At 62.3% G+C, this 18,975-nt stretch carries 14 protein-coding genes; 9 read left to right on the top strand and 5 right to left on the bottom strand.

The window, feature by feature from the left end:
* Window positions 1-34: 34 nt before the first annotated feature.
* On the top strand, window positions 35-2,638 hold the full coding sequence (locus RHEC894_RS11810; protein WP_085737408.1) for a PAS domain-containing sensor histidine kinase: 2,604 nt from the start codon (window positions 35-37) through the stop codon (window positions 2,636-2,638).
* A 257-nt stretch (window positions 2,639-2,895) separates the two neighbouring features.
* Here the strand turns inward: RHEC894_RS11810 and RHEC894_RS11805 are convergent, their stop codons facing one another.
* Together RHEC894_RS11805 and RHEC894_RS11800 are read right to left on the bottom strand one after the other, a co-directional pair.
* A complete protein-coding gene (locus RHEC894_RS11805) occupies window positions 2,896-3,822 on the bottom strand; it encodes a pseudouridine-5'-phosphate glycosidase (protein WP_085737407.1) in 927 nt (308 codons plus the stop codon).
* A gap of 88 nt (window positions 3,823-3,910) precedes the next feature.
* Complete coding sequence (locus RHEC894_RS11800; RefSeq protein WP_085737406.1) at window positions 3,911-4,855, bottom strand: carbohydrate kinase family protein; 945 nt, start codon at window positions 4,853-4,855, stop codon at window positions 3,911-3,913.
* Window positions 4,856-5,084: 229 nt separating this feature from the next.
* On the opposite strand from RHEC894_RS11800, the gene recA reads away from it, so the two are divergent.
* The 3 genes from recA to RHEC894_RS11785 all read left to right on the top strand — a co-directional run bounded on the left by recA (window position 5,085) and on the right by RHEC894_RS11785 (window position 10,210).
* Window positions 5,085-6,173, top strand: coding sequence for a recombinase RecA (gene recA, locus RHEC894_RS11795; protein ID WP_085737405.1), 1,089 nt, complete (start codon window positions 5,085-5,087; stop codon window positions 6,171-6,173).
* A 154-nt stretch (window positions 6,174-6,327) separates the two neighbouring features.
* A complete protein-coding gene (alaS, locus tag RHEC894_RS11790; protein WP_085737404.1) occupies window positions 6,328-8,982 on the top strand; it encodes an alanine--tRNA ligase in 2,655 nt (884 codons plus the stop codon).
* Between the two features lie 376 nt (window positions 8,983-9,358).
* On the top strand, window positions 9,359-10,210 hold the full coding sequence (locus RHEC894_RS11785; protein WP_085737403.1) for an AraC family transcriptional regulator: 852 nt from the start codon (window positions 9,359-9,361) through the stop codon (window positions 10,208-10,210).
* 46 nt (window positions 10,211-10,256) lie between these two features.
* Here RHEC894_RS11785 and RHEC894_RS11780 read toward each other — a convergent pair whose 3' ends face one another.
* The 3 genes from RHEC894_RS11780 to RHEC894_RS11770 all read right to left on the bottom strand — a co-directional run bounded on the left by RHEC894_RS11780 (window position 10,257) and on the right by RHEC894_RS11770 (window position 12,680).
* Window positions 10,257-10,883, bottom strand: coding sequence for a glutathione S-transferase family protein (locus RHEC894_RS11780; RefSeq protein WP_085737402.1), 627 nt, complete (start codon window positions 10,881-10,883; stop codon window positions 10,257-10,259).
* Between the two features lie 68 nt (window positions 10,884-10,951).
* A complete protein-coding gene (locus RHEC894_RS11775) occupies window positions 10,952-11,398 on the bottom strand; it encodes a GNAT family N-acetyltransferase (RefSeq protein ID WP_085737401.1) in 447 nt (148 codons plus the stop codon).
* Between the two features lie 70 nt (window positions 11,399-11,468).
* Window positions 11,469-12,680: an NADP-dependent isocitrate dehydrogenase gene (locus RHEC894_RS11770; RefSeq protein ID WP_003586206.1), complete on the bottom strand. Its 1,212-nt coding sequence runs from the start codon at window positions 12,678-12,680 to the stop codon at window positions 11,469-11,471.
* 189 nt (window positions 12,681-12,869) lie between these two features.
* On the opposite strand from RHEC894_RS11770, the gene RHEC894_RS11765 reads away from it, so the two are divergent.
* The 5 genes from RHEC894_RS11765 (at window position 12,870) to RHEC894_RS11745 (ending at window position 18,816) form a co-directional block, all read left to right on the top strand.
* Complete coding sequence (locus RHEC894_RS11765; RefSeq protein ID WP_085737400.1) at window positions 12,870-13,400, top strand: hypothetical protein; 531 nt, start codon at window positions 12,870-12,872, stop codon at window positions 13,398-13,400.
* Window positions 13,401-13,520: 120 nt separating this feature from the next.
* The gene (locus tag RHEC894_RS11760; RefSeq protein WP_206427853.1) at window positions 13,521-15,560 is read left to right on the top strand and encodes an FUSC family protein; all 2,040 of its coding nucleotides are present in this window, start codon (window positions 13,521-13,523) and stop codon (window positions 15,558-15,560) included.
* Window positions 15,561-15,564: 4 nt separating this feature from the next.
* Window positions 15,565-16,395, top strand: coding sequence for an RNA methyltransferase (locus tag RHEC894_RS11755; protein WP_085737398.1), 831 nt, complete (start codon window positions 15,565-15,567; stop codon window positions 16,393-16,395).
* Entirely contained in the window at window positions 16,376-17,176 is an 801-nt protein-coding gene (murI, locus tag RHEC894_RS11750; RefSeq protein WP_085737397.1) for a glutamate racemase, read from the top strand. Before RHEC894_RS11755 ends, murI begins: the two co-directional genes overlap by 20 nt.
* A gap of 128 nt (window positions 17,177-17,304) precedes the next feature.
* Complete coding sequence (locus tag RHEC894_RS11745; RefSeq protein ID WP_085737396.1) at window positions 17,305-18,816, top strand: ATP-binding protein; 1,512 nt, start codon at window positions 17,305-17,307, stop codon at window positions 18,814-18,816.
* Window positions 18,817-18,975 lie beyond the last annotated feature (159 nt).

Below are 18,975 nucleotides of genomic sequence, written 5' to 3'. Positions count from 1 at the left end.
GCTAGGAAGTGGGAGGGGCTTATGTGAGGAATACATGACGAAACCGCGTCAGGCCGACGACTATAACGCACCGCTTGTGGATCGTGGGGGGCGTTCTGGCACGGTTTTGCGCATTCTTCTGCTGGCGCTCGTGCTGATCGCAGCCGCCGGCGGCTTCGTCTTCTTCAAAAAGTCGCTCGACAACGAGATCGTGCTCGGCGGTCTTGGCGTGCTCGCCATGGTCGGCATCTTCTTTCTGGTCTCCTCGGTCATCGGCTTCATCGAGGTGATGCCGCAGCGCCAGTCCGACAGCCTGGCGCGCGCCTTCCTCAACAGCCATCCCGACGGCACTTTGATTACCGACGAAAAAGGACGGATCATCTATGCCAATGCCGCCTATGGCGCCCTGACAGGGGCGCGCAAGGCGACCGAGGTGCAGACCCTGGAAACGCTGCTGTCGCGCCACCGCGAATCGAATGAGGCGCTTTACAGGCTGGTCAACGGCCTGCGCGAGGGCAGGGAAGGCCGGGAGGAATTCCGCCTGCTGCGCGCCGTCGGGCCTGGCAGCAACAGCTCCGGCGCGCATTGGTACCGGCTGAAGGCGCGGCTGCTGCAGCCGGAGGAAAACAGCGGCAAGCCGCTGCAGATCTGGCAGATCACCGACATCACGACCGAGCGCGACGACCAGGAGCGGTTCTTCAAGGAGCTGCAGAACGCGATCGATTATCTCGATCATGCGCCGGCCGGCTTCTTTTCCGCCGGCAGGAAGGGCGAGATCTTCTATCTCAATGCGACGCTTGCCGAGTGGCTGGGTCTCGACCTTACCAAGTTCGTGCCGGGCTCGATGACGATCGGCGACGTCGTGGCCGGCGAGGGGCTGGCGCTGATTCAGTCGGTACAGGCCGAACCGGGCCTGAAGAAGACCGTGACGCTCGATCTCGATCTGCGCAAGACCAATGGTCAGAGCCTGCCGGTGCAGATCATCCACAGCGTCACCTCGATGCGTGACGGCGCCCCCGGCGAAAGCCGGACGATCGTGCTGGCGCGCGAGAAGAACAGCGAGAGCAGTCAGTCGGCTTCGGCCGCCGCCATGCGCTTCACCCGCTTTTTCAACAACACGCCGATGGCGATTGCCTCGGTCGACGGCGACGGGCGTATTCTGCGGACCAATGCACCGTTCCTGAAGCTGTTTTCCGGCGTCGTCTCGCGTGACGACCTGGAAAAGGCGCCGCATCTTGAAACCATCGTGCAGGAGAGCGACCGGCGGCAGTTGGCCGAGGCGCTGGCGGCGGCCAAGGACCGCCAGGGCGACATCGCGCCGCTCGACACCCGCACGCCGACCGACGAGGCGCGTTATTTCCGCTTCTATGTCAATGCCGTCATCGACCAGAGCGACGAGGCGCCCGAGGAGGCAGCGATCGTCTATGCCGTGGAGGTGACCGAGCAGAAGGCGCTGGAAGCGCAGATGGCGCAGACGCAGAAGATGAATGCGGTGGGAACGCTTGCCGGCGGCATCGCCCATGATTTCAACAACGTGCTGACGGCGATCCTGCTGTCCTCCGACCATCTGCTGCTGCAGGCACGGCCGGCCGATGCCAGCTTCGCCGACCTGATGGAGATCAAGCGCAACGCCAACCGCGCCGCCGTGCTGGTGCGCCAGCTGCTCGCCTTTTCGCGCAAGCAGACGATGCGGCCCTCGGTGCTCAACCTCACCGATGTCGTCGGCGACCTGCGCATGCTGGTCGACCGGCTGCTGTCGGGCACCAACGTCAAGCTCGACGTGCAATATGGCCGCGACCTCTGGCCTGTCAAAACGGACCTCTCGCAATTCGAGCAGGTGCTGATCAATCTTTGCGTCAATGCGCGCGACGCCATGCCGGAGGGCGGCACGCTGACGCTGCGCACCCGAAACCTGACCGCCGCTGAGGTCTCCGCCTTCAACTATTCCTACATGCCGGCCGAAGACATGGTGCTGGTCGAGGTCGCCGACAACGGCACCGGCATCGCGCCCGAGATCATGGACAAGATCTTCGAGCCCTTCTTCACCACCAAGGATGTCGGCAAGGGTACCGGTCTCGGCCTCGCCATGGTCTACGGCATCGTCAAGCAATCGGGCGGCTACATCCAGCCGGAATCCGAAGTCGGCAAAGGCACGACGTTCCGTGTTTTCCTGCCGCGCCACATCCCGGAGCCGGCGGTGGCCGCGGAAGCCGGTTCGATCGACGGCGCCATCGCCGGGGCCGAGGTGCTGCCGCAGCCTGCACCGCCGCAGCAGCCGGAGGACCTGACCGGATCGGCCGTCATCCTTCTCGTCGAGGACGAGGAGGCGGTGCGCCGCGGCGGCAAGCGCATGCTGGAAACGCGCGGTTACACCGTGCACGAGGCGGGCTCGGGCGTCGAGGCGCTCAGCATCATGGAAGAGCTCGACGGCAAGGTCGACATCGTCGTGTCCGACGTGGTGATGCCGGAGATGGATGGCCCGACGCTGCTGCGCGAGCTGCGCAAGAGCTATCCCGACATGAAATTCATCTTCGTCTCCGGCTATGCCGAAGACGCCTTCGCCCGCAACCTGCCGCCGGAGTCGAAATTCGGATTTTTGCCGAAGCCGTTCTCGCTGAAGCAGCTTGCTGTGGTGGTGAAGGAGACGCTGGAGGGGTGAAGGGGGCCGTCGGAGAGGTCGTGCCGTGTGGTACCCCCCTCTGCCCTGCCGGGCATCTCCCCCACAGGTGGGGAGATCGACAAGAGGCGTGCTCCTCCCACCTCTCTACCGTTTCGCCGGATTGCAACGCTGATTGTTGAGGAAAGCCGGTGCGCCCAGCCCATCTCCCCACCTGTGGGGGAGATGCCCGGCAGGGCAGAGGGGGGCTTGCACGGCACGCCCTGTCTGCCAGGGCATTCTTGCCCTCCTACTATCCCTTACTCGCCAAGCGCCACGGCAATCTCAGCCGCCAGCCGCGCATTGTTCTCGACCAGCGCAATATTCGTCTTCAGGCTCTGGCCGTCCGTCAAGTCGAAAATGGTCGAGAGCAGGTAGGGCGTCACGGCCTTGCCGGTGATTTCGTCGCGCTCGGCGCTGTCGAGTGCGCGCTCGATATAGATCTCCATCTCTTCGCTCGGGATCTCGTCTGCTTCCGGCACCGGGTTGGCGACGAGCATGCCGCCGTCGATGCCGAGCTGTTCGCGCACCGTCTGGAAATTGGCAATGGCCGCCGGGCTGTTCAGTGACAGCGGGCTTGATATGCCCGAGGAGCGCGACCAGAAGGCGGGGAATTCTTCGCTCTCATAGGTGACGACGGGAACGCCACGGGTTTCCAGCACTTCCAGCGTTTTCGGAATGTCGAGGATCGCCTTGGCGCCGGCGCAGACAACGATGACGCCGGTGCGGGCGAGCTCCTCGAGATCGGCTGAAATATCGAAGCTTTCCTCGGCGCCGCGATGCACGCCGCCGATGCCGCCTGTGGCAAAAACGCGGATGCCGGCACGGGCGGCCGCGATCATCGTCGCCGCGACTGTGGTGGCGCCGGTGCGGCGCTCGGCGATCGCGAAGGCGAGATCGGCGCGCGACACCTTCATCACGTCCGTCGCTTTGGCGAGCTGTTCCAGTTCCGCGGATTCAAGACCGACATGCAGGGTGCCGTGGATGACGGCGATCGTTGCCGGCACCGCACCCTGTTCGCGAATGATCGCCTCGACGCTGCGGGCCATCTCGATATTGCCGGGATAGGGCATGCCGTGAGTAATGATGGTCGATTCCAGCGCCACCAACGGCGCGCCGCGCTGCTTGGCGCTCGCGACCTCCTTGGAATAGGCGATCGGCAGAAGAGGGGAGATGGGCTGGGTCATGATCTTGTCCTGTCCTCGATCGAGCCTGATGCCGAAAGTGTCAGCGGTTTTCCGACGACATCATGCTCAACTATTTCATTTGGTCGCTTCAATGCAGAATTCTGATCTGGGGAACAAGGGCAAGCGCCTCATTCAGCAGATCCGGCGTCAGATTTTCGTTGACGGCGTGCGGTGACTGCACAGTCAGCGCTGCTGCCGCGGTGCCGTGGCGGATTGCTTGCTCGAGCGGCAGGCCTTGCATCAAGGCGGCGAGCGTGCCGGCGGCAAGGGAATCGCCGGCGCCCGTGACATCGGCCAGGGTCTCGGCGATTGGCGGCTGCAGCGTCACGGCGCGGCCATCGCAAAGCGCGACGAGCTCGCGGCGGCCACGGGTGACGACGGCGCTCCGGATGCCGATCTCGTTCAGAAGCGGCGGCCAGCCGCCGGCGTCGTCCGGCCGTTCACCGGCAAGGGCGGCGGCTTCGGCCTCGTTCATGAACAGGTAGTCGATATCTTCGACGCAGGGTTTCAGCCTGACGACCTTGGCCGGCGAAATGGCGATTGCGGCGACGGGTTTGGCCAGCGACCGCGCCTTGGCGACGATGGCCGCGATCGTCTCTTCCGGCAGATTGGCATCGAAAAGGATGAGATCATGCGCGGCGAAAGCCTCGCGCACCCAGCGGATGGAGAGGCGCCGCGGCACGAAGAAGCGGTAGAGATCCATGTCGGCAAGGGCGATCACCAGATTGCCGTCCTTCTCGATGATTGCCGTGTAACTCGGCGTCTTGCGGTCGAGGAAGACGAAGGGCCGGTCGTCGATGCCGGCGAAATCGGCGGCTTCGCCGACCATCTCACCGATCGGATCGCCGCCGCGCGGCGAAATCATCGTCACCTGAAAACCGAGCCTTGCAAGGTTGCGTGCCGCATTGAAGCCGCCGCCGCCCGGCTCTTCGAACCAGGTCCCGGGATTGCTGGCGCCAGGCGCCGTCTCGCCGGAGATGCGGCCGCGCCTGTCGATATGGGCACCGCCGAGAACGAGAATCTTTTTTTTCATTTCAGCCGCTCTCCCGAGGGGCGAAGGACGAATCGATGCGATGCGTCTTTTCCGATGCATGTCGGTATTCCAGGCTTAAGCCATTGCTTTGCATTGATAAAACAAAAATAGAACACGGACCGTTTTACCTTTTTCTTTCAATTGTTTGATCGCCTATTGCGACAGTAGAACAAATAGGGTACAAACTCGACATTGCTTGGGCGGCTTCAATAACCTAAAGGTGGATCGGATGTCTCAGAATTCATTGCGGCTGGTAGAGGACAAATCGGTGGACAAAAGCAAGGCGCTTGAAGCGGCACTCTCACAGATAGAGCGGTCGTTCGGCAAGGGCTCGATCATGAAACTCGGTTCCAACGAGAACGTCGTCGAGATCGAGACGGTTTCGACGGGCTCGCTTGGCCTCGATATTGCGCTTGGCATCGGTGGCCTGCCGAAGGGCCGCATTATCGAAATCTACGGGCCGGAAAGCTCGGGTAAGACGACGCTTGCGTTGCAGACCATTGCGGAAGCGCAGAAGAAGGGCGGTATCTGCGCCTTCGTCGACGCCGAACACGCTCTTGATCCGGTCTATGCCCGCAAGCTTGGCGTCGATCTGCAGAACCTTCTGATCTCGCAGCCGGATACCGGCGAGCAGGCGCTCGAAATCACCGACACCCTGGTGCGCTCCGGCGCCGTCGACGTTCTCGTCGTCGACTCGGTCGCCGCGCTGACGCCGCGCGCCGAAATCGAAGGCGAAATGGGCGACAGCCTTCCAGGTCTCCAGGCCCGCCTGATGAGCCAGGCACTGCGCAAGCTCACCGCCTCGATTTCCAAGTCGAACTGCATGGTGATTTTCATCAACCAGATACGCATGAAGATCGGTGTCATGTTCGGTTCGCCTGAGACAACGACGGGCGGCAATGCGCTGAAATTCTATGCCTCCGTTCGCCTCGATATCCGCCGTATCGGCGCGGTCAAGGAGCGCGAAGAGGTGATCGGCAACCAGACCCGCGTCAAGGTCGTCAAGAACAAGATGGCGCCTCCCTTCAAGCATGTCGAGTTCGACATCATGTATGGCGAGGGCGTTTCCAAGACCGGCGAACTCGTCGATCTCGGCGTCAAGGCCGGCATCGTCGAGAAGTCGGGCGCCTGGTTCTCCTACAACAGCCAGCGTCTCGGCCAAGGCCGTGAAAATGCCAAGACCTTCCTGCGCGACAATCCGGATCTCGCACGCGAGATCGAGCTGTCACTGCGCCAGAATGCCGGCTTGATCGCCGACCGCTTCCTGCAGAACGGCGGACCGGATGCAGATGACGGCGATGGCGCCGCGGAAATGTAATTTTCGCGCGTGAACGCATTGGACAATTTCGGCCGGCCGTATTCCTGATGAGAATGCGGCCGGTTTTGTTTGTCTGCTGGACAGTGGCGGAGGCGAACGTTAAAAGCCGATGGATTTGTATTTACTGGCCTCGGGCAGCATTGAAGGGCATAGAATGAGCGGCGTAAACGATATCCGGTCGACCTTCCTCGACTATTTTAAGAAGAACGGCCATGAAATCGTTCCGTCGAGCCCGCTCGTGCCGCGCAACGACCCGACGCTGATGTTCACCAATGCCGGCATGGTGCAGTTCAAAAACGTCTTTACCGGCCTGGAAAAGCGCCCCTATTCCACGGCGACGACCTCGCAGAAATGCGTGCGCGCCGGCGGCAAGCATAACGACCTCGACAATGTCGGCTATACCGCGCGTCACCTGACCTTCTTCGAAATGCTCGGCAACTTCTCCTTTGGCGACTATTTTAAGGAGAATGCGATCGAGCTTGCCTGGAAGCTCGTCACCGAAGGTTTCGACCTGCCGAAGCATCGTCTGCTGGTCACCGTCTATTCCGAAGACGAAGAAGCAGCGGGACTGTGGAAGAAGATCGCCGGTTTTTCCGACGACAAGATCATCCGCATCCCGACCTCCGACAATTTCTGGCAGATGGGCGATACCGGGCCCTGCGGCCCTTGCTCTGAAATCTTCATCGACCAGGGCGAGAATGTCTGGGGCGGCCCTCCCGGTTCGCCTGAGGAAGATGGCGACCGGTTCCTGGAGTTCTGGAACCTCGTCTTCATGCAGTTCGAGCAGACCGAGCCCGGCGTGCGTAACCCGCTACCGCGTCCGTCGATCGATACCGGCATGGGCCTTGAGCGCATGGCCTGTATTCTCCAGGGCGTCCAGAGCGTTTTCGACACCGACCTGTTCCGCACGCTGACCGGCGCGATCGAGGATGCCGTCGGCGTCAAGGCCGCCGGCAGTGCCAGCCACCGCGTCATCGCCGATCACTTGCGCTCCTCCGCCTTCCTGATCGCCGATGGCGTGCTGCCGTCGAATGAAGGCCGTGGCTACGTGCTGCGCCGTATCATGCGCCGCGCTATGCGCCATGCCCAGCTTCTCGGCGCCAAGGAGCCGTTGATCTACAAGCTGCTGCCGACACTGGTGCAGCAGATGGGTCGGGCCTATCCGGAGCTCGTGCGCGCCGAAGCTCTGATCTCCGAGACACTGAAGCTCGAGGAAAACCGGTTCCGCAAGACGCTGGAACGTGGCCTGTCGCTGCTATCCGACGCGACCGCCGACCTTTCCAAGGGCGACATGCTCGATGGCGAGACGGCCTTTAAGCTCTACGATACCTACGGTTTCCCGCTCGACCTGACGCAGGATGCGTTGCGCGCCCGTGAAATCGGCGTCGATATATCAGGCTTTACCGATGCGATGCAGCGCCAGAAGGCTGAAGCCCGTTCGCATTGGGCCGGCTCAGGCGAGAAGGCAACGGAAACCGTCTGGTTCGAGCTCAAGGACAAACACGGCGCCACCGAATTCCTCGGTTACGACACGGAAGCAGCCGCAGGCGTTGTTCAGGCGATCGTCAAGGACGGTGCGGTTGCGACCGAAGCCAAGGCCGGCGACAAGGTACAGATCGTCGTCAACCAGACGCCGTTCTATGGCGAATCCGGTGGCCAGATGGGCGATACCGGCGTGATCTCCTCCGACCATGGCAAGATCGACGTATCAGACACGCAGAAGAAGGGCGAAGGCCTCTTCGTGCATTCCGGGACCGTGGTTGAAGGCGTATTCAAGGCTGGCGACGCTGTTGTGTTGACGGTCGATCATGCCCGTCGTTCGCGCCTGCGCGCCAACCATTCGGCAACCCATCTGCTGCATGAGGCGATGCGCGAGGTGCTCGGCACCCATGTTGCCCAGAAGGGTTCGCTGGTCGCGCCCGAGCGCCTGCGCTTCGACGTGTCGCATCCGAAGCCGATGTCGGCCGAAGAACTCAAGGTGGTCGAAGAGATGGCCAACGAGATCGTGCTGCAGAACGCGCCTGTCACGACCCGCCTGATGAGCGTCGACGACGCCATCGCCGAAGGCGCCATGGCGCTGTTCGGCGAGAAGTACGGCGATGAAGTGCGTGTCGTGTCGATGGGCACCGGCCTTCATGGTGCAAAGAGCAATAAGCCTTACTCGGTCGAGCTTTGCGGCGGCACGCATGTGTCGGCCACCGGTCAGATCGGCCTCGTGCGCATCCTCGGCGAGAGCGCCGTCGGCGCCGGCGTTCGCCGTATCGAAGCGGTGACCGGTGAATCGGCGCGAGAATATCTGGCCGAGCAGGATGATCGCGTGAAGACGCTCGCTGCCTCGCTGAAAGTTCAGCCTTCGGAAGTTCTGTCGCGTGTGGAAGCGCTGATGGACGAGCGCCGCAAGCTCGAAAAGGAACTGACCGACGCCAAGCGCAAGCTCGCCATGGGCGGCGGGCAGGGCAGTTCTGCCGATGCCGTGCGCGAGATCGCCGGAGTGAAATTCCTCGGTAAGGCCGTGGCCGGCGTCGATCCGAAGGACCTCAAGGGTCTTGCTGATGACGGCAAGGCCAGCATCGGCTCCGGCATCGTGACGCTGATCGGTGTATCTGAAGATGGCAAGGCGAGCGCCGTCGTTGCGGTGACGCCGGATCTCGTTGATCGTTTTAGCGCTGTCGATCTCGTCCGCATCGCCTCTGCCGCCCTCGGCGGCAAGGGTGGCGGCGGCCGTCCCGACATGGCCCAGGCCGGTGGTCCGGACGGATCGAAAGCAGACGAGGCGATCGAAGCGGTGGCGCTGGCACTCGCCGGGTGAACTGCGGGTTCATTCCTAAGTTTAGAAAAGGCGGAAGCTTGGCTTCCGCCTTTCTGATAGACTTGTTCTTTATTCGCCGCCCCTCCAGCCCTCCTCATTCCTGTGCTCGTCACAGGAATCCAGTGCGCCCAAGTTCTTGGGCGCCAAAGACTCTTTTCTTTAGGTATTGATTTATTCACGGCGCGGACGCGCCGTGGCTGGATTCCTGTGACGAGCACAGGAATGAGGGAGGGAAATCGGCATATGGCGACGTTTTCCTCTGTCGCTTAGCGGGTCGATGGCGCAGCGTTGGCGTTCCGGAGCCGGCAAGTCCGCAGGATTTGTCAAATCGGGATATGGTTCTCTGCAGCCGATCGATTTTCATAAGGGCGTTGACATGAATGGTGATGCAGCATGGGCACTCTATGAAGCCCGTCTGAGACGGGTTTCGGCTTATATTCACGAGCACCTCGACGAGGAGCTGGATATGGAGCGCCTTGCTGAGATCGCCTGCATGTCCAGCTATCACTGGCACAGGATCTACCGGGCGATTTACGGCGAGACGCTGGCGGCCACCGTCAAGCGGCTGCGGCTGCATCGCGCGGCGGGCGAGATCGTCCGCACGGAGCTTGCCGTCCGTGAGATTGCGAAGCGATCAGGCTATCCCAATCTCCAATCCTTCAACCGCATTTTCAAGTCGGTCTACGGCATGCCGCCGGCGCGCTACCGGAAAGAGGGAAGCCATACAGCCTTCCAACCCTCACCTGACGGAAAGACCAAAGCCATGTTCGATGTTACCATACGCGAGATCGCGCCGACCGAACTGATCGGTGTCGCCCATACCGGCTCCTATATGGAGATCGGCAAAGCCTTCGAAACATTGTTCGGCACGCTTTACGCGCGCGGCCTCGCCAAGCCCGACATGCGAATGATCGGTGTCTATCTCGACGATCCCGATATCGTGCCGGCCGAACAGCTGCGCTCGATCGCCTGCGTCACCGGCGTTTCCGCGGGGCCGGTCGAAGTGCCGTTCGAGCGACGCACGATCGACGGCGGCGACTATGCCGTGCTGCGCCACAAAGGCCCCTATGCCGACATGCACAAGGCCTACCAGTGGCTTTATGCGGAATGGCTGCCGAAATCCGGGCGGCAGCTGAAGGACAGCGTCATGTTCGAGGAATATCTCAACAACCCGCGCGAGGTGCCGCCGGCCGAGCTGATGACGGATATCCATATGCCGCTTGCCTGAGGGCTGACATCCCGGCGCGGCCACGTTAGAGCCGCGCCGGTGACGATCAGGCCGCCTGCATCGTCTTTCCGGCCTCATCGTCAAGCGCATTGGCGCGCTTATAGGCCTCACGTTCGCTGATGCGGCCGAAATAATCGACGAAGGCCTGGCGTTTTTCGATGCTGCCGAAGCCGAGGCCCCAGCCGACATGCGAGCCGACATAGACGTCGGCGGCGGTAAAGCGCTCGCCGGCGACATAGGTCGAGCCGGAAACGGCCATCTCGAGCGTGTTCATGACGTCGCCGAAACCGCCGCAGCCGGCCATGCGCAGGCGCTCCGTCGGAATTTCGAAGCCGAGAGCCCTCATCGTCACCGCCGATTCCAACGGACCGGCGGCAAAGAACATCCAGCGGTAATAGGCGGCGCGTTCCTCCGGCTTGGGGGCCAACCCCTTTTCCGGGAAGGTTTCGGCGAGATAGGCGCAGATTGCCGCACATTCTGTGACGACGGTGTCGCCGTGGCGGATCGCCGGCACCTTGCCCATCGGGTTGACCCGCAGATATTCCGGCGCCTTCATGGTTTCGCCGAAGGTCAGGAGTTCGGTGCGATAGGGCTGACCGATTTCCTCCAGCATCCAGCGCGCGATGCGGCCGCGTGACATCGGGTTCGTGTAGAATACCAATTCTTCGGTCATGACATCCTCCTCCTGTTGCGTCGCTCGGAATCAATAGCGCGGCGAGGTCTTTGGGCAACCCCCGGTCTTCAGAGAGCCTTGCGGTACTGGATGAAACCCGAGCGTTCAGCGATCTTGTCGTAGAGCCGCCTCGCCGTTGCATTCGTTTCGTGCGTCATCCAATAAAGCCGGCCTGCGCCGTTTTTGCGCGCAAGATCGGTGACCGCGTCGATCAGCGCGGCGCCGGTGCCGAGCCCACGCTGGCTGTTTTCGACATAGAGATCCTGCAGGTAGCAGGTCCATTGCGGCAGCCAGCAGGAGCGGTGAAAGATGGCATGGACGATGCCGACGAGGCGACCGTCTTCATCGAAGGCGCCGAGCGCGTGCATCGGTTCGTCGGGATCGTGGAAGCGGCCCCAGGTGAGATCGGTGGTTTCGGGCGGGATCACCACTTCGTAGAAGCGCTGATACGCTTCCCACAGGGGTTCCCAAGCGGCGCAGTCGGAAGGTTCGAGCGGGCGCACGGTTGCCGTCATTTCCTGATCTCCCAAATAAAAAACGGCGGGGAAATCCCCGCCGTTTCAATGCTATCGCGAAAAGGCTGGCTTATGCCATGGCCTTCTGCAGGTTCTGGTCGATCTTGTCGAGGAAGGCGGTGGTCGAGAGCCACGGCTGATCCGGACCGATGAGCAGCGCCAGATCCTTGGTCATGAAGCCGGATTCGACGGTGTCGACGCAGACCTTTTCGAGCGTCGAAGCGAAGCGGGCAAGCTCGGCATTGTCGTCGAGCTTGGCACGGTGCGCGAGGCCGCGGGTCCAGGCGAAGATCGAGGCGATCGAGTTCGTCGAGGTTTCCTGGCCCTTCTGGTGCTGGCGGTAGTGGCGGGTGACCGTGCCGTGAGCGGCTTCGGCTTCAACCGTCTTGCCATCCGGCGTCAGCAGGACCGAGGTCATCAGGCCGAGCGAGCCGAAGCCCTGGGCAACGGTATCGGACTGGACGTCGCCGTCATAGTTCTTGCAGGCCCAGACGTAGCCGCCCGACCACTTGAGCGCCGAGGCGACCATGTCGTCGATCAGGCGGTGTTCGTAGGTGATGCCGGCTTCCTTGAACTGATCCTTGAATTCGGTCTCGTAGACTTCTTCGAAGATGTCCTTGAAGCGGCCGTCATAGGCCTTGAGGATGGTGTTCTTGGTCGAGAGGTAAACCGGCCATTTGCGCATCAGGCCGTACATCATCGAAGCGCGGGCGAATTCGCGGATCGATTCATCGAGGTTGTACATGGCCATGGCGACGCCGGCGCCCGGCGCGTTGAAGACTTCCTTCTCGATGACGGTGCCGTCTTCGCCGACGAACTTGATCGTCAGCTTACCCTTGCCGGGGAATTTGAAGTCGGTGGCGCGGTATTGGTCGCCGAAGGCGTGACGGCCGACGACGATCGGCTGTGTCCAGCCGGGAACCAGGCGCGGCACGTTCTTGCAGATGATCGGCTCGCGGAAGATGACGCCGCCCAGAATGTTGCGGATCGTGCCGTTCGGGCTCTTCCACATTTCCTTGAGGTTGAATTCCTTGACGCGGGCTTCATCCGGCGTGATCGTCGCGCACTTGATGCCGACGCCGTACTTCTTGATGGCGTTGGCGGCATCGACGGTGACCTGGTCGTTGGTGGCGTCGCGATTTTCGACGGAGAGGTCGAAATAGTCGATGTCGAGGTCGAGATACGGATGGATCAGCTTGTCCTTGATAAGCTGCCAGATGATACGCGTCATTTCATCGCCGTCGAGATCGGCGACGGGATTGGCGACCTTGATCTTGTTCATGTATCTGCCTCGTTCGAGCTTGAATGGGGACGGGGGTCCCGGGTGGGTGACGTGATGAGGAGCGCTATAGCATTGTGAACCGGGAACGCAAAGCTGCAACGGGTTTCACAATGCGTTTTTGCCGGCATTGCCAAGCGCTGAAATCTGACTAGTGTCCGCCTTGATTTGCCCGCCCCGGAACATTCGATCATGAAGACAATCGCCGTTGTTATCGCAAGCCTTATCGCCTTTTCAGGCGCCGCCCACGCGGCCGATGCCACGGCTCCCGTGAAGGAGATCATGGACGCAACCAGGAGCAACTGGGCCGACAACAATAGCGACTGGACCGACATCTTCGATGCGAGCCGGCTCGACCATCTCTACAGCAAGGACTTCATCGCGAAATATCAGGCGGCCGCGCAATTTCCCGCCGGCGACGACGACGACGGCATATCGCCCTTCGATTACGATGTCATCGTCAACGGCCAGGATGCATGCCCGCTGGAGGATCTGACGATGGCGGCTGCGCCCCCGGTCAACGGGACGACCGAGGTCACGGTGCGCTTCAAGAAATCCGCCTGCGCGGACACTCCTGACGCCAAGGACTATACGACCGTTCGCTTCGAGGTGGTCGAGGAGGCTGGCCAAGCCGTCATCGACGATATCGTCACCGAGAATATCGAAACGCAGGGCCGAGACTCACTGAAGGCGACGATGGCGCTGATTGCCAAGGGCCAATAGGCGCGACATTCGATCGATACCGGAGAATCGATGCCGGGCTATTGTTCCGACCGGTTCTCCGATGGTTTGATTTCCGCTTTTGCGGCGATATCTGTCGATCCTTCCGTAGCATGAGGGCTCTTGCATTTGTTTTCCGGTTTTCAGCTTCGCGACTGGCTGCTTGCCAACGATCCGGCGCTTTCGCGTCTGCGCATGGCCTCGCGGGTGACGCTGGCGATCGTCCTCTCGTTCCTGATCCTGCTTGCCATCCACGCCCTTGTTCTGCCGCTGCCGACTGCGGCTTTCGGCCTCGGCATCGTTCTGTCGATCGAAGGCGGGATTGCCGTTCGCGATAGGGGAAATGCGCGCCAGCTGGTGACGCGGCTCCTCGGTTGTGTCGCAAGCCTTGCCATCGTCGCCGTCGCGGCCGGGCTCGAGGATAGCCGTCTTCTCTCTGATCTCGTCTTCCTGGTGGTGATCGCGCTTGCATCTGCGGGACGGGTGTTCGGGCCGCGCGGTTTTGCCATCGGCATGTTCGCCTTCACCTCCTATTTCATGGGCGCCTATTTCCGGCCTTCGCTGACCGATCTGCCGGAGGTGGCGATCGGTCCCGTCGTCTCGGTGCTGGTCGGTCATCTGGTGAGGGCGGTGCTCCCGCCAGACGATTGGCGGCGCGACTTGCTGCGCTCGCTCGAAAGCGTCAGGGGAAGGATCAACCAGATCCTCTTCAAGCTCGCCGCCATCGCCGGCAGCGCCGAGGTCGGCGAGGCCGACCGGCAGGAACTGCGCCAGCTGGAAGACCGGCTGAAGGAGGTGGTGCTGATGGCGGAGACCTTCATTCCGCGGCCGCCGGCCGGCGTCTTCGACGGCGCCGCCGACCCTGCAGCTGAGCTGGCGATCCGGCTCTTCGATGCACATCTTGCCGCCGAGAGCGCCATCGTGCTGAGTTTCCAGAGCCCGCCGCCTTTTGCGCTCGTTCACGCCGTGATCGAGGCCGACAAGGCTGAGCTTGCCACCTATGAACGGAAGGCGGAATCCATCGGGGACCAGCCGCAGAGCGAGACAGTGCGGGCACTGATCTGGCTCGGCGAGGCGCGGCAGCAACTGACGCAGGCGATCGACGACGGGCAGGCTTCCAGCTTTTCCGGCATCGATACGATCAGCGACACGGCGCAATCCCAGCCGATCGACTTTTCATTCGGCAATCCGCTGCTGCGCTCGGCGCTGCAGATCACGCTCGCCTCGGCAATCGCTATGGGCTTTGGCCTGCTCTTGTCGCGCGAGCGCTGGTTCTGGGCTGTGCTCGCTTCTTTCCTCGTCTTCACCAACACCAATTCGCGCGGCGATACGGCGATGAAGGCGCTGTCGCGCTCGGTCGGCACCGTGTTCGGCATCGCCATCGGTCTTGGGCTGGCGACGCTGATTTCGGGTGAACAGGCAATCGCCATTCCCGTCGCCGTCGTCTGCATCTTCCTCGCCTTTTATTTCCTGCAGGTCTCTTACGCGACGATGACCTTCTTCATCTCGATCGTGCTCTGCCTGGTCTACGGCATGACCGGTGTGCTGACACTCGATCTGTTGAAGCTGCGGATCGGCGAGACCGTGATCGGCGCTGTGGCCGGAACGGCGGTCGCCTTCATCGTCTTTCCCGCGCGTACGCGCGGCGCACTCGATGCTGCACTCGAGCGTTGGTTCCAGGCGCTGCGCGACCTGCTTGGCGCGCTCGGCGAGGGCAGGAGCAGTTTCGAGCTGATCGCGCTGTCGCAGAAGATCGATGCCTGTTACCGCGATGTGACGGTGGCGGCGCGGCCACTCGGCTCCTCCTGGTCGGTGGTGACGCGGCCCGGCCAGATTCGTCAGACGCTGGCGATTTTCCTGTCCTGCACCTATTGGGCACGTATTTTGGCGAAGAGTTACGACACGCCTGTTGCCGACGACAATTTGAACAGGTTGATCGCGGCGGACCTGGCCATCATCGACAATGCCGCGCCGCGCGGTTCGGCCTGTTTTCTGATCGAGCGCAAGACATCCCGGACAACGGGACGACACCTGCCGCTGTTGCGGGAGGGCGCCAGGCTGGGGCCCGAAATGATCGGTTCGGCGCTGGAAAGGCTCTATCCGCAGGCCGACGTCTTGCCGTTTGCAGCGGGCGAGGTTATTGCGCGCTCGAAACAGGGATAGGACCATGGCAGGCACGAACAGCGAGCGTCAACTTCTGGCCGAAGGGCCGGCCATCATTCTGGTCGAGCCGCAGATGGGCGAGAATATCGGCATGGTGGCGCGCGCCATGGCGAATTTCGGCCTTGCCGAATTGCGCCTTGTCAATCCGCGCGACGGCTGGCCGAATGAAAAAGCCCTGGCGACTGCCTCCAAGGCCGATCATGTGATCGCGGCAACGAAGGTCTACGACACGCTGGAGCAGGCGGTCGCCGACCTTAACTTCGTCTATGCGACGACGGCGCGCGAACGCGACGGTTATAAGCCGGTGCGCTCCCCCGTCATCGCCGCCGAGACGCTCAGAGCAAAATTCCGGGCGGGCGAGGGCACCGGCATTCTGTTCGGGCGGGAGCGCTGGGGGCTGACCAATGAGGAAGTGGCGCTTGCCGACGAGATCGTCACCTTTCCGGTCAACCCGGCTTTTGCCTCATTGAATATAGCCCAGGCCGTGCTGCTGATGTCGTACGAATGGATGAAGTCAGGCATGGAGGATGTCGGCGCCGTGCCCTTCCAGGCAATGGGACAGACGCCGTCGACCAAGGAACAGCTCTTCGGCCTATTCGATCAGCTGGAAGAGGCGCTCGATGCGCGTGGATATTTCCATCCTGCCGGGAAAAAGCCAAAAATGGTCGACAATCTGCGTGCAGTTCTATCCCGCCGGGCTTTCACGGAGCAGGAAATCAGCGTGTTGCGCGGCGTCATCTCCTCCCTCGACCGCTTCTCGCGCAAGAGCCCGCGCGGCGGCAGGTTCCCGACACCGGCCAAGGAAACACTGCCAGATGACAGCGACGACGCGTGAGCTGAAACCCATCCTCCTCTTCGATTCCGGCATCGGCGGGCTGACCGTGCTGCGTGAGGCGCGTGTGCTGATGCCGGAACGCGGCTTTATCTATGTCGCCGACGATGCCGGCTTTCCCTACGGCGGCTGGGAGGAACAGGCGCTGAAGGAGCGGATCATCGGGCTCTTCGGCAAGCTCTTGACGGAACATGATCCCGAAGTCTGTATCATCGCCTGCAACACCGCCTTCACGCTTGTTGGAGCCGACCTGCGGGCCGCCTTTCCCCAGATGACCTTCGTCGGCACCGTGCCGGCGATCAAACCGGCGGCGGAGCGCACGCGCTCGGGGCTGGTTTCGGTGCTTGCCACCCCCGGCACGGTGAAGCGGGCCTATACGCGCGACCTCATCCAGTCCTTCGCGCAGCAATGCCATGTCCGCCTTGTCGGCTCGGAGAACCTTGCGCGCATGGCCGAAGCCTATATTCGCGGCGACGCCGTCTCCGACGACGCCGTGCTTGCGGAAATCGACCAATGTTTCGTCGAGAAGGATGGTCAAAAGACCGATATCGTCGTGCTGGCCTGCACCCATTATCCGTTCATGGCCAATCTTTTCCGGCGGCTTGCGCCCTGGCCGGTGGACTGGCTTGATCCGGCCGAAGCAATCGCGCGCCGCGCCCGCACGCTGGTGCCGGCGGCGGCCGATGCGGTGCATCCCGACAATTTCGACTTCGCGGTCTTCACGTCCGGCCACCAGGATTTCGCGACACGGCGGCTGATGCAGGGTTTCGGCTTGAGAGCATGAAGGGAATTGTCCTGTGGGTTGGCGAAATCCGACCCTGAAAATCAGCAGATTCTTTGATAGACGGGGCGTTGCCGTTTCGGAAGAATGGCGGTTCGTTCATGTGAGTCTCTTGGCCGCGAGGATCAGCATTGCAGGTTGGTATCGATATGGGATTGGCGTCCGGCAGCCCGGCGACGCTCGATATCGAGGAGCTGCTGGCGACCCGTCTGCTCGTGCAGGGTAATTCCGGATCGGGCAAGTCGCATCTTTTGCGCCGTCTGCTCGAGCAATCCGCGCAATGGGTGCAGCAGGTCATCATCGATCCCGAGGGTGATTTCGTCACTCTCAGCGACAGGTTCGGCCATATCGTCGTCGACGGCGAGCGCACCGAGGCGGAATTGGCGGGCATTGCCAACCGCATCCGTCAGCATCGCGTCTCCTGCGTGCTGACGCTTGAAGGTCTCGATATCGAGCAGCAGATGCGTGCGGCCGCCGCCTTCCTCAACGGCATGTTCGATGCCGATCGCGAATATTGGTATCCGGTTCTCGTCGTTGTCGACGAGGCGCAGATGTTTGCACCGTCGGTGGGCGGCGACGTCTCGGAAGATGCGCGCAAGATGTCGCTCGGCGCGATGACCAACCTGATGTGCCGCGGCCGTAAGCGCGGGCTTGCCGGCGTCATTGCCACGCAGCGGCTTGCCAAACTCGCCAAGAACGTCGCGGCCGAGGCCTCGAATTTCCTGATGGGCCGCACCTTTCTCGATATCGACATGGCGCGCGCCGCCGACCTGCTCGGCATGGACCGGCGCCAGGCCGAGATGTTCCGGGATCTGAAGCGCGGCAATTTCGTCGCCCTCGGCCCTGCGCTGTCGCGCCGGCCGCTGCCGATCCAGATCGGCGCGGTGGAAACCTCCGCGCGCTCTTCCAGCCCGAAGCTGATGCCGCTGCCGGATGCGCCACAGGATGTCGAGGACCTGATCTTCACGCCCGATCCGGAGGAATTCCAGCGTCCGCTCGTGCGCCGCGCGCCGCCGGCCCCGCGGCCGACCACCGATATATTGGCTGAACTTTCGCGCTCGACACCAGCGGCGTCGCCTGCGCCTGTCGAGGCGAGGGCGAGCCAGGTGGAGGTCTCCGCCGAGGAGCGGGAAGAGCGCCTCGCCGGTGTGCTTGCCGAAATACTCGACGATCCCACCTCCGCCTTCCGTACCGATTCGGTTCTCTACCAGGATTTTCTCGTGCGGTTGCGCATGCGCCGCGTGCCGGGACCGCCGATCGCGCTGCCGGATTTCCGCCGGCGTGTGGCGATCTCCCGCTCCGGTGTCGATGCCGCGACAGCGGCGAGCGACGAGTGGGCGACGGCGCTATCGCTGTCATCTGGTGTCACCGACGACCTCCAGGGCGTCTTCCTGATGCTTGCCAAGGCCGCCGTCTGCGGCGAACCGTGCCCGTCGGACGCCCGCATCGCCCGCGCCTACGGCACCCATTCCGCCCGCCGGGCACGGCGCCTGCTCGGCTATTTCGAGGAGCAGGGCAGCATCGTCGTGCACACGGATTTTTCCGGCAAGCGTATCGTCGCCTTCCCGGATATGGGCTGCCAGACGGCGCCAGGCGACGCCAACGCGCCCGATACCGGCGATCAGCCGCTGGCGGCGGAATAGTGGTTGTTTCGGGTTTTGCCGCTGTTGACATTTTCATGACGGACCTCTAAAGACCGCGCCAAGCACCGGGCAGCAATGTCCGGTGTTTCATTTGACATGTCCCGTGGATGGTTCCAGTTCGCGTAACCGGAATATCCTGTCAGATCTCGGCAGAGATCA

Origin of the sequence: Rhizobium sp. CIAT894 (genome assembly GCF_000172795.2) — a bacterium.
GTDB lineage: Bacteria > Pseudomonadota > Alphaproteobacteria > Rhizobiales > Rhizobiaceae > Rhizobium.
The sequence above is the reverse complement of the archived record's forward strand: the minus strand, read 5'-3'. Positions and strand labels throughout refer to the sequence as shown.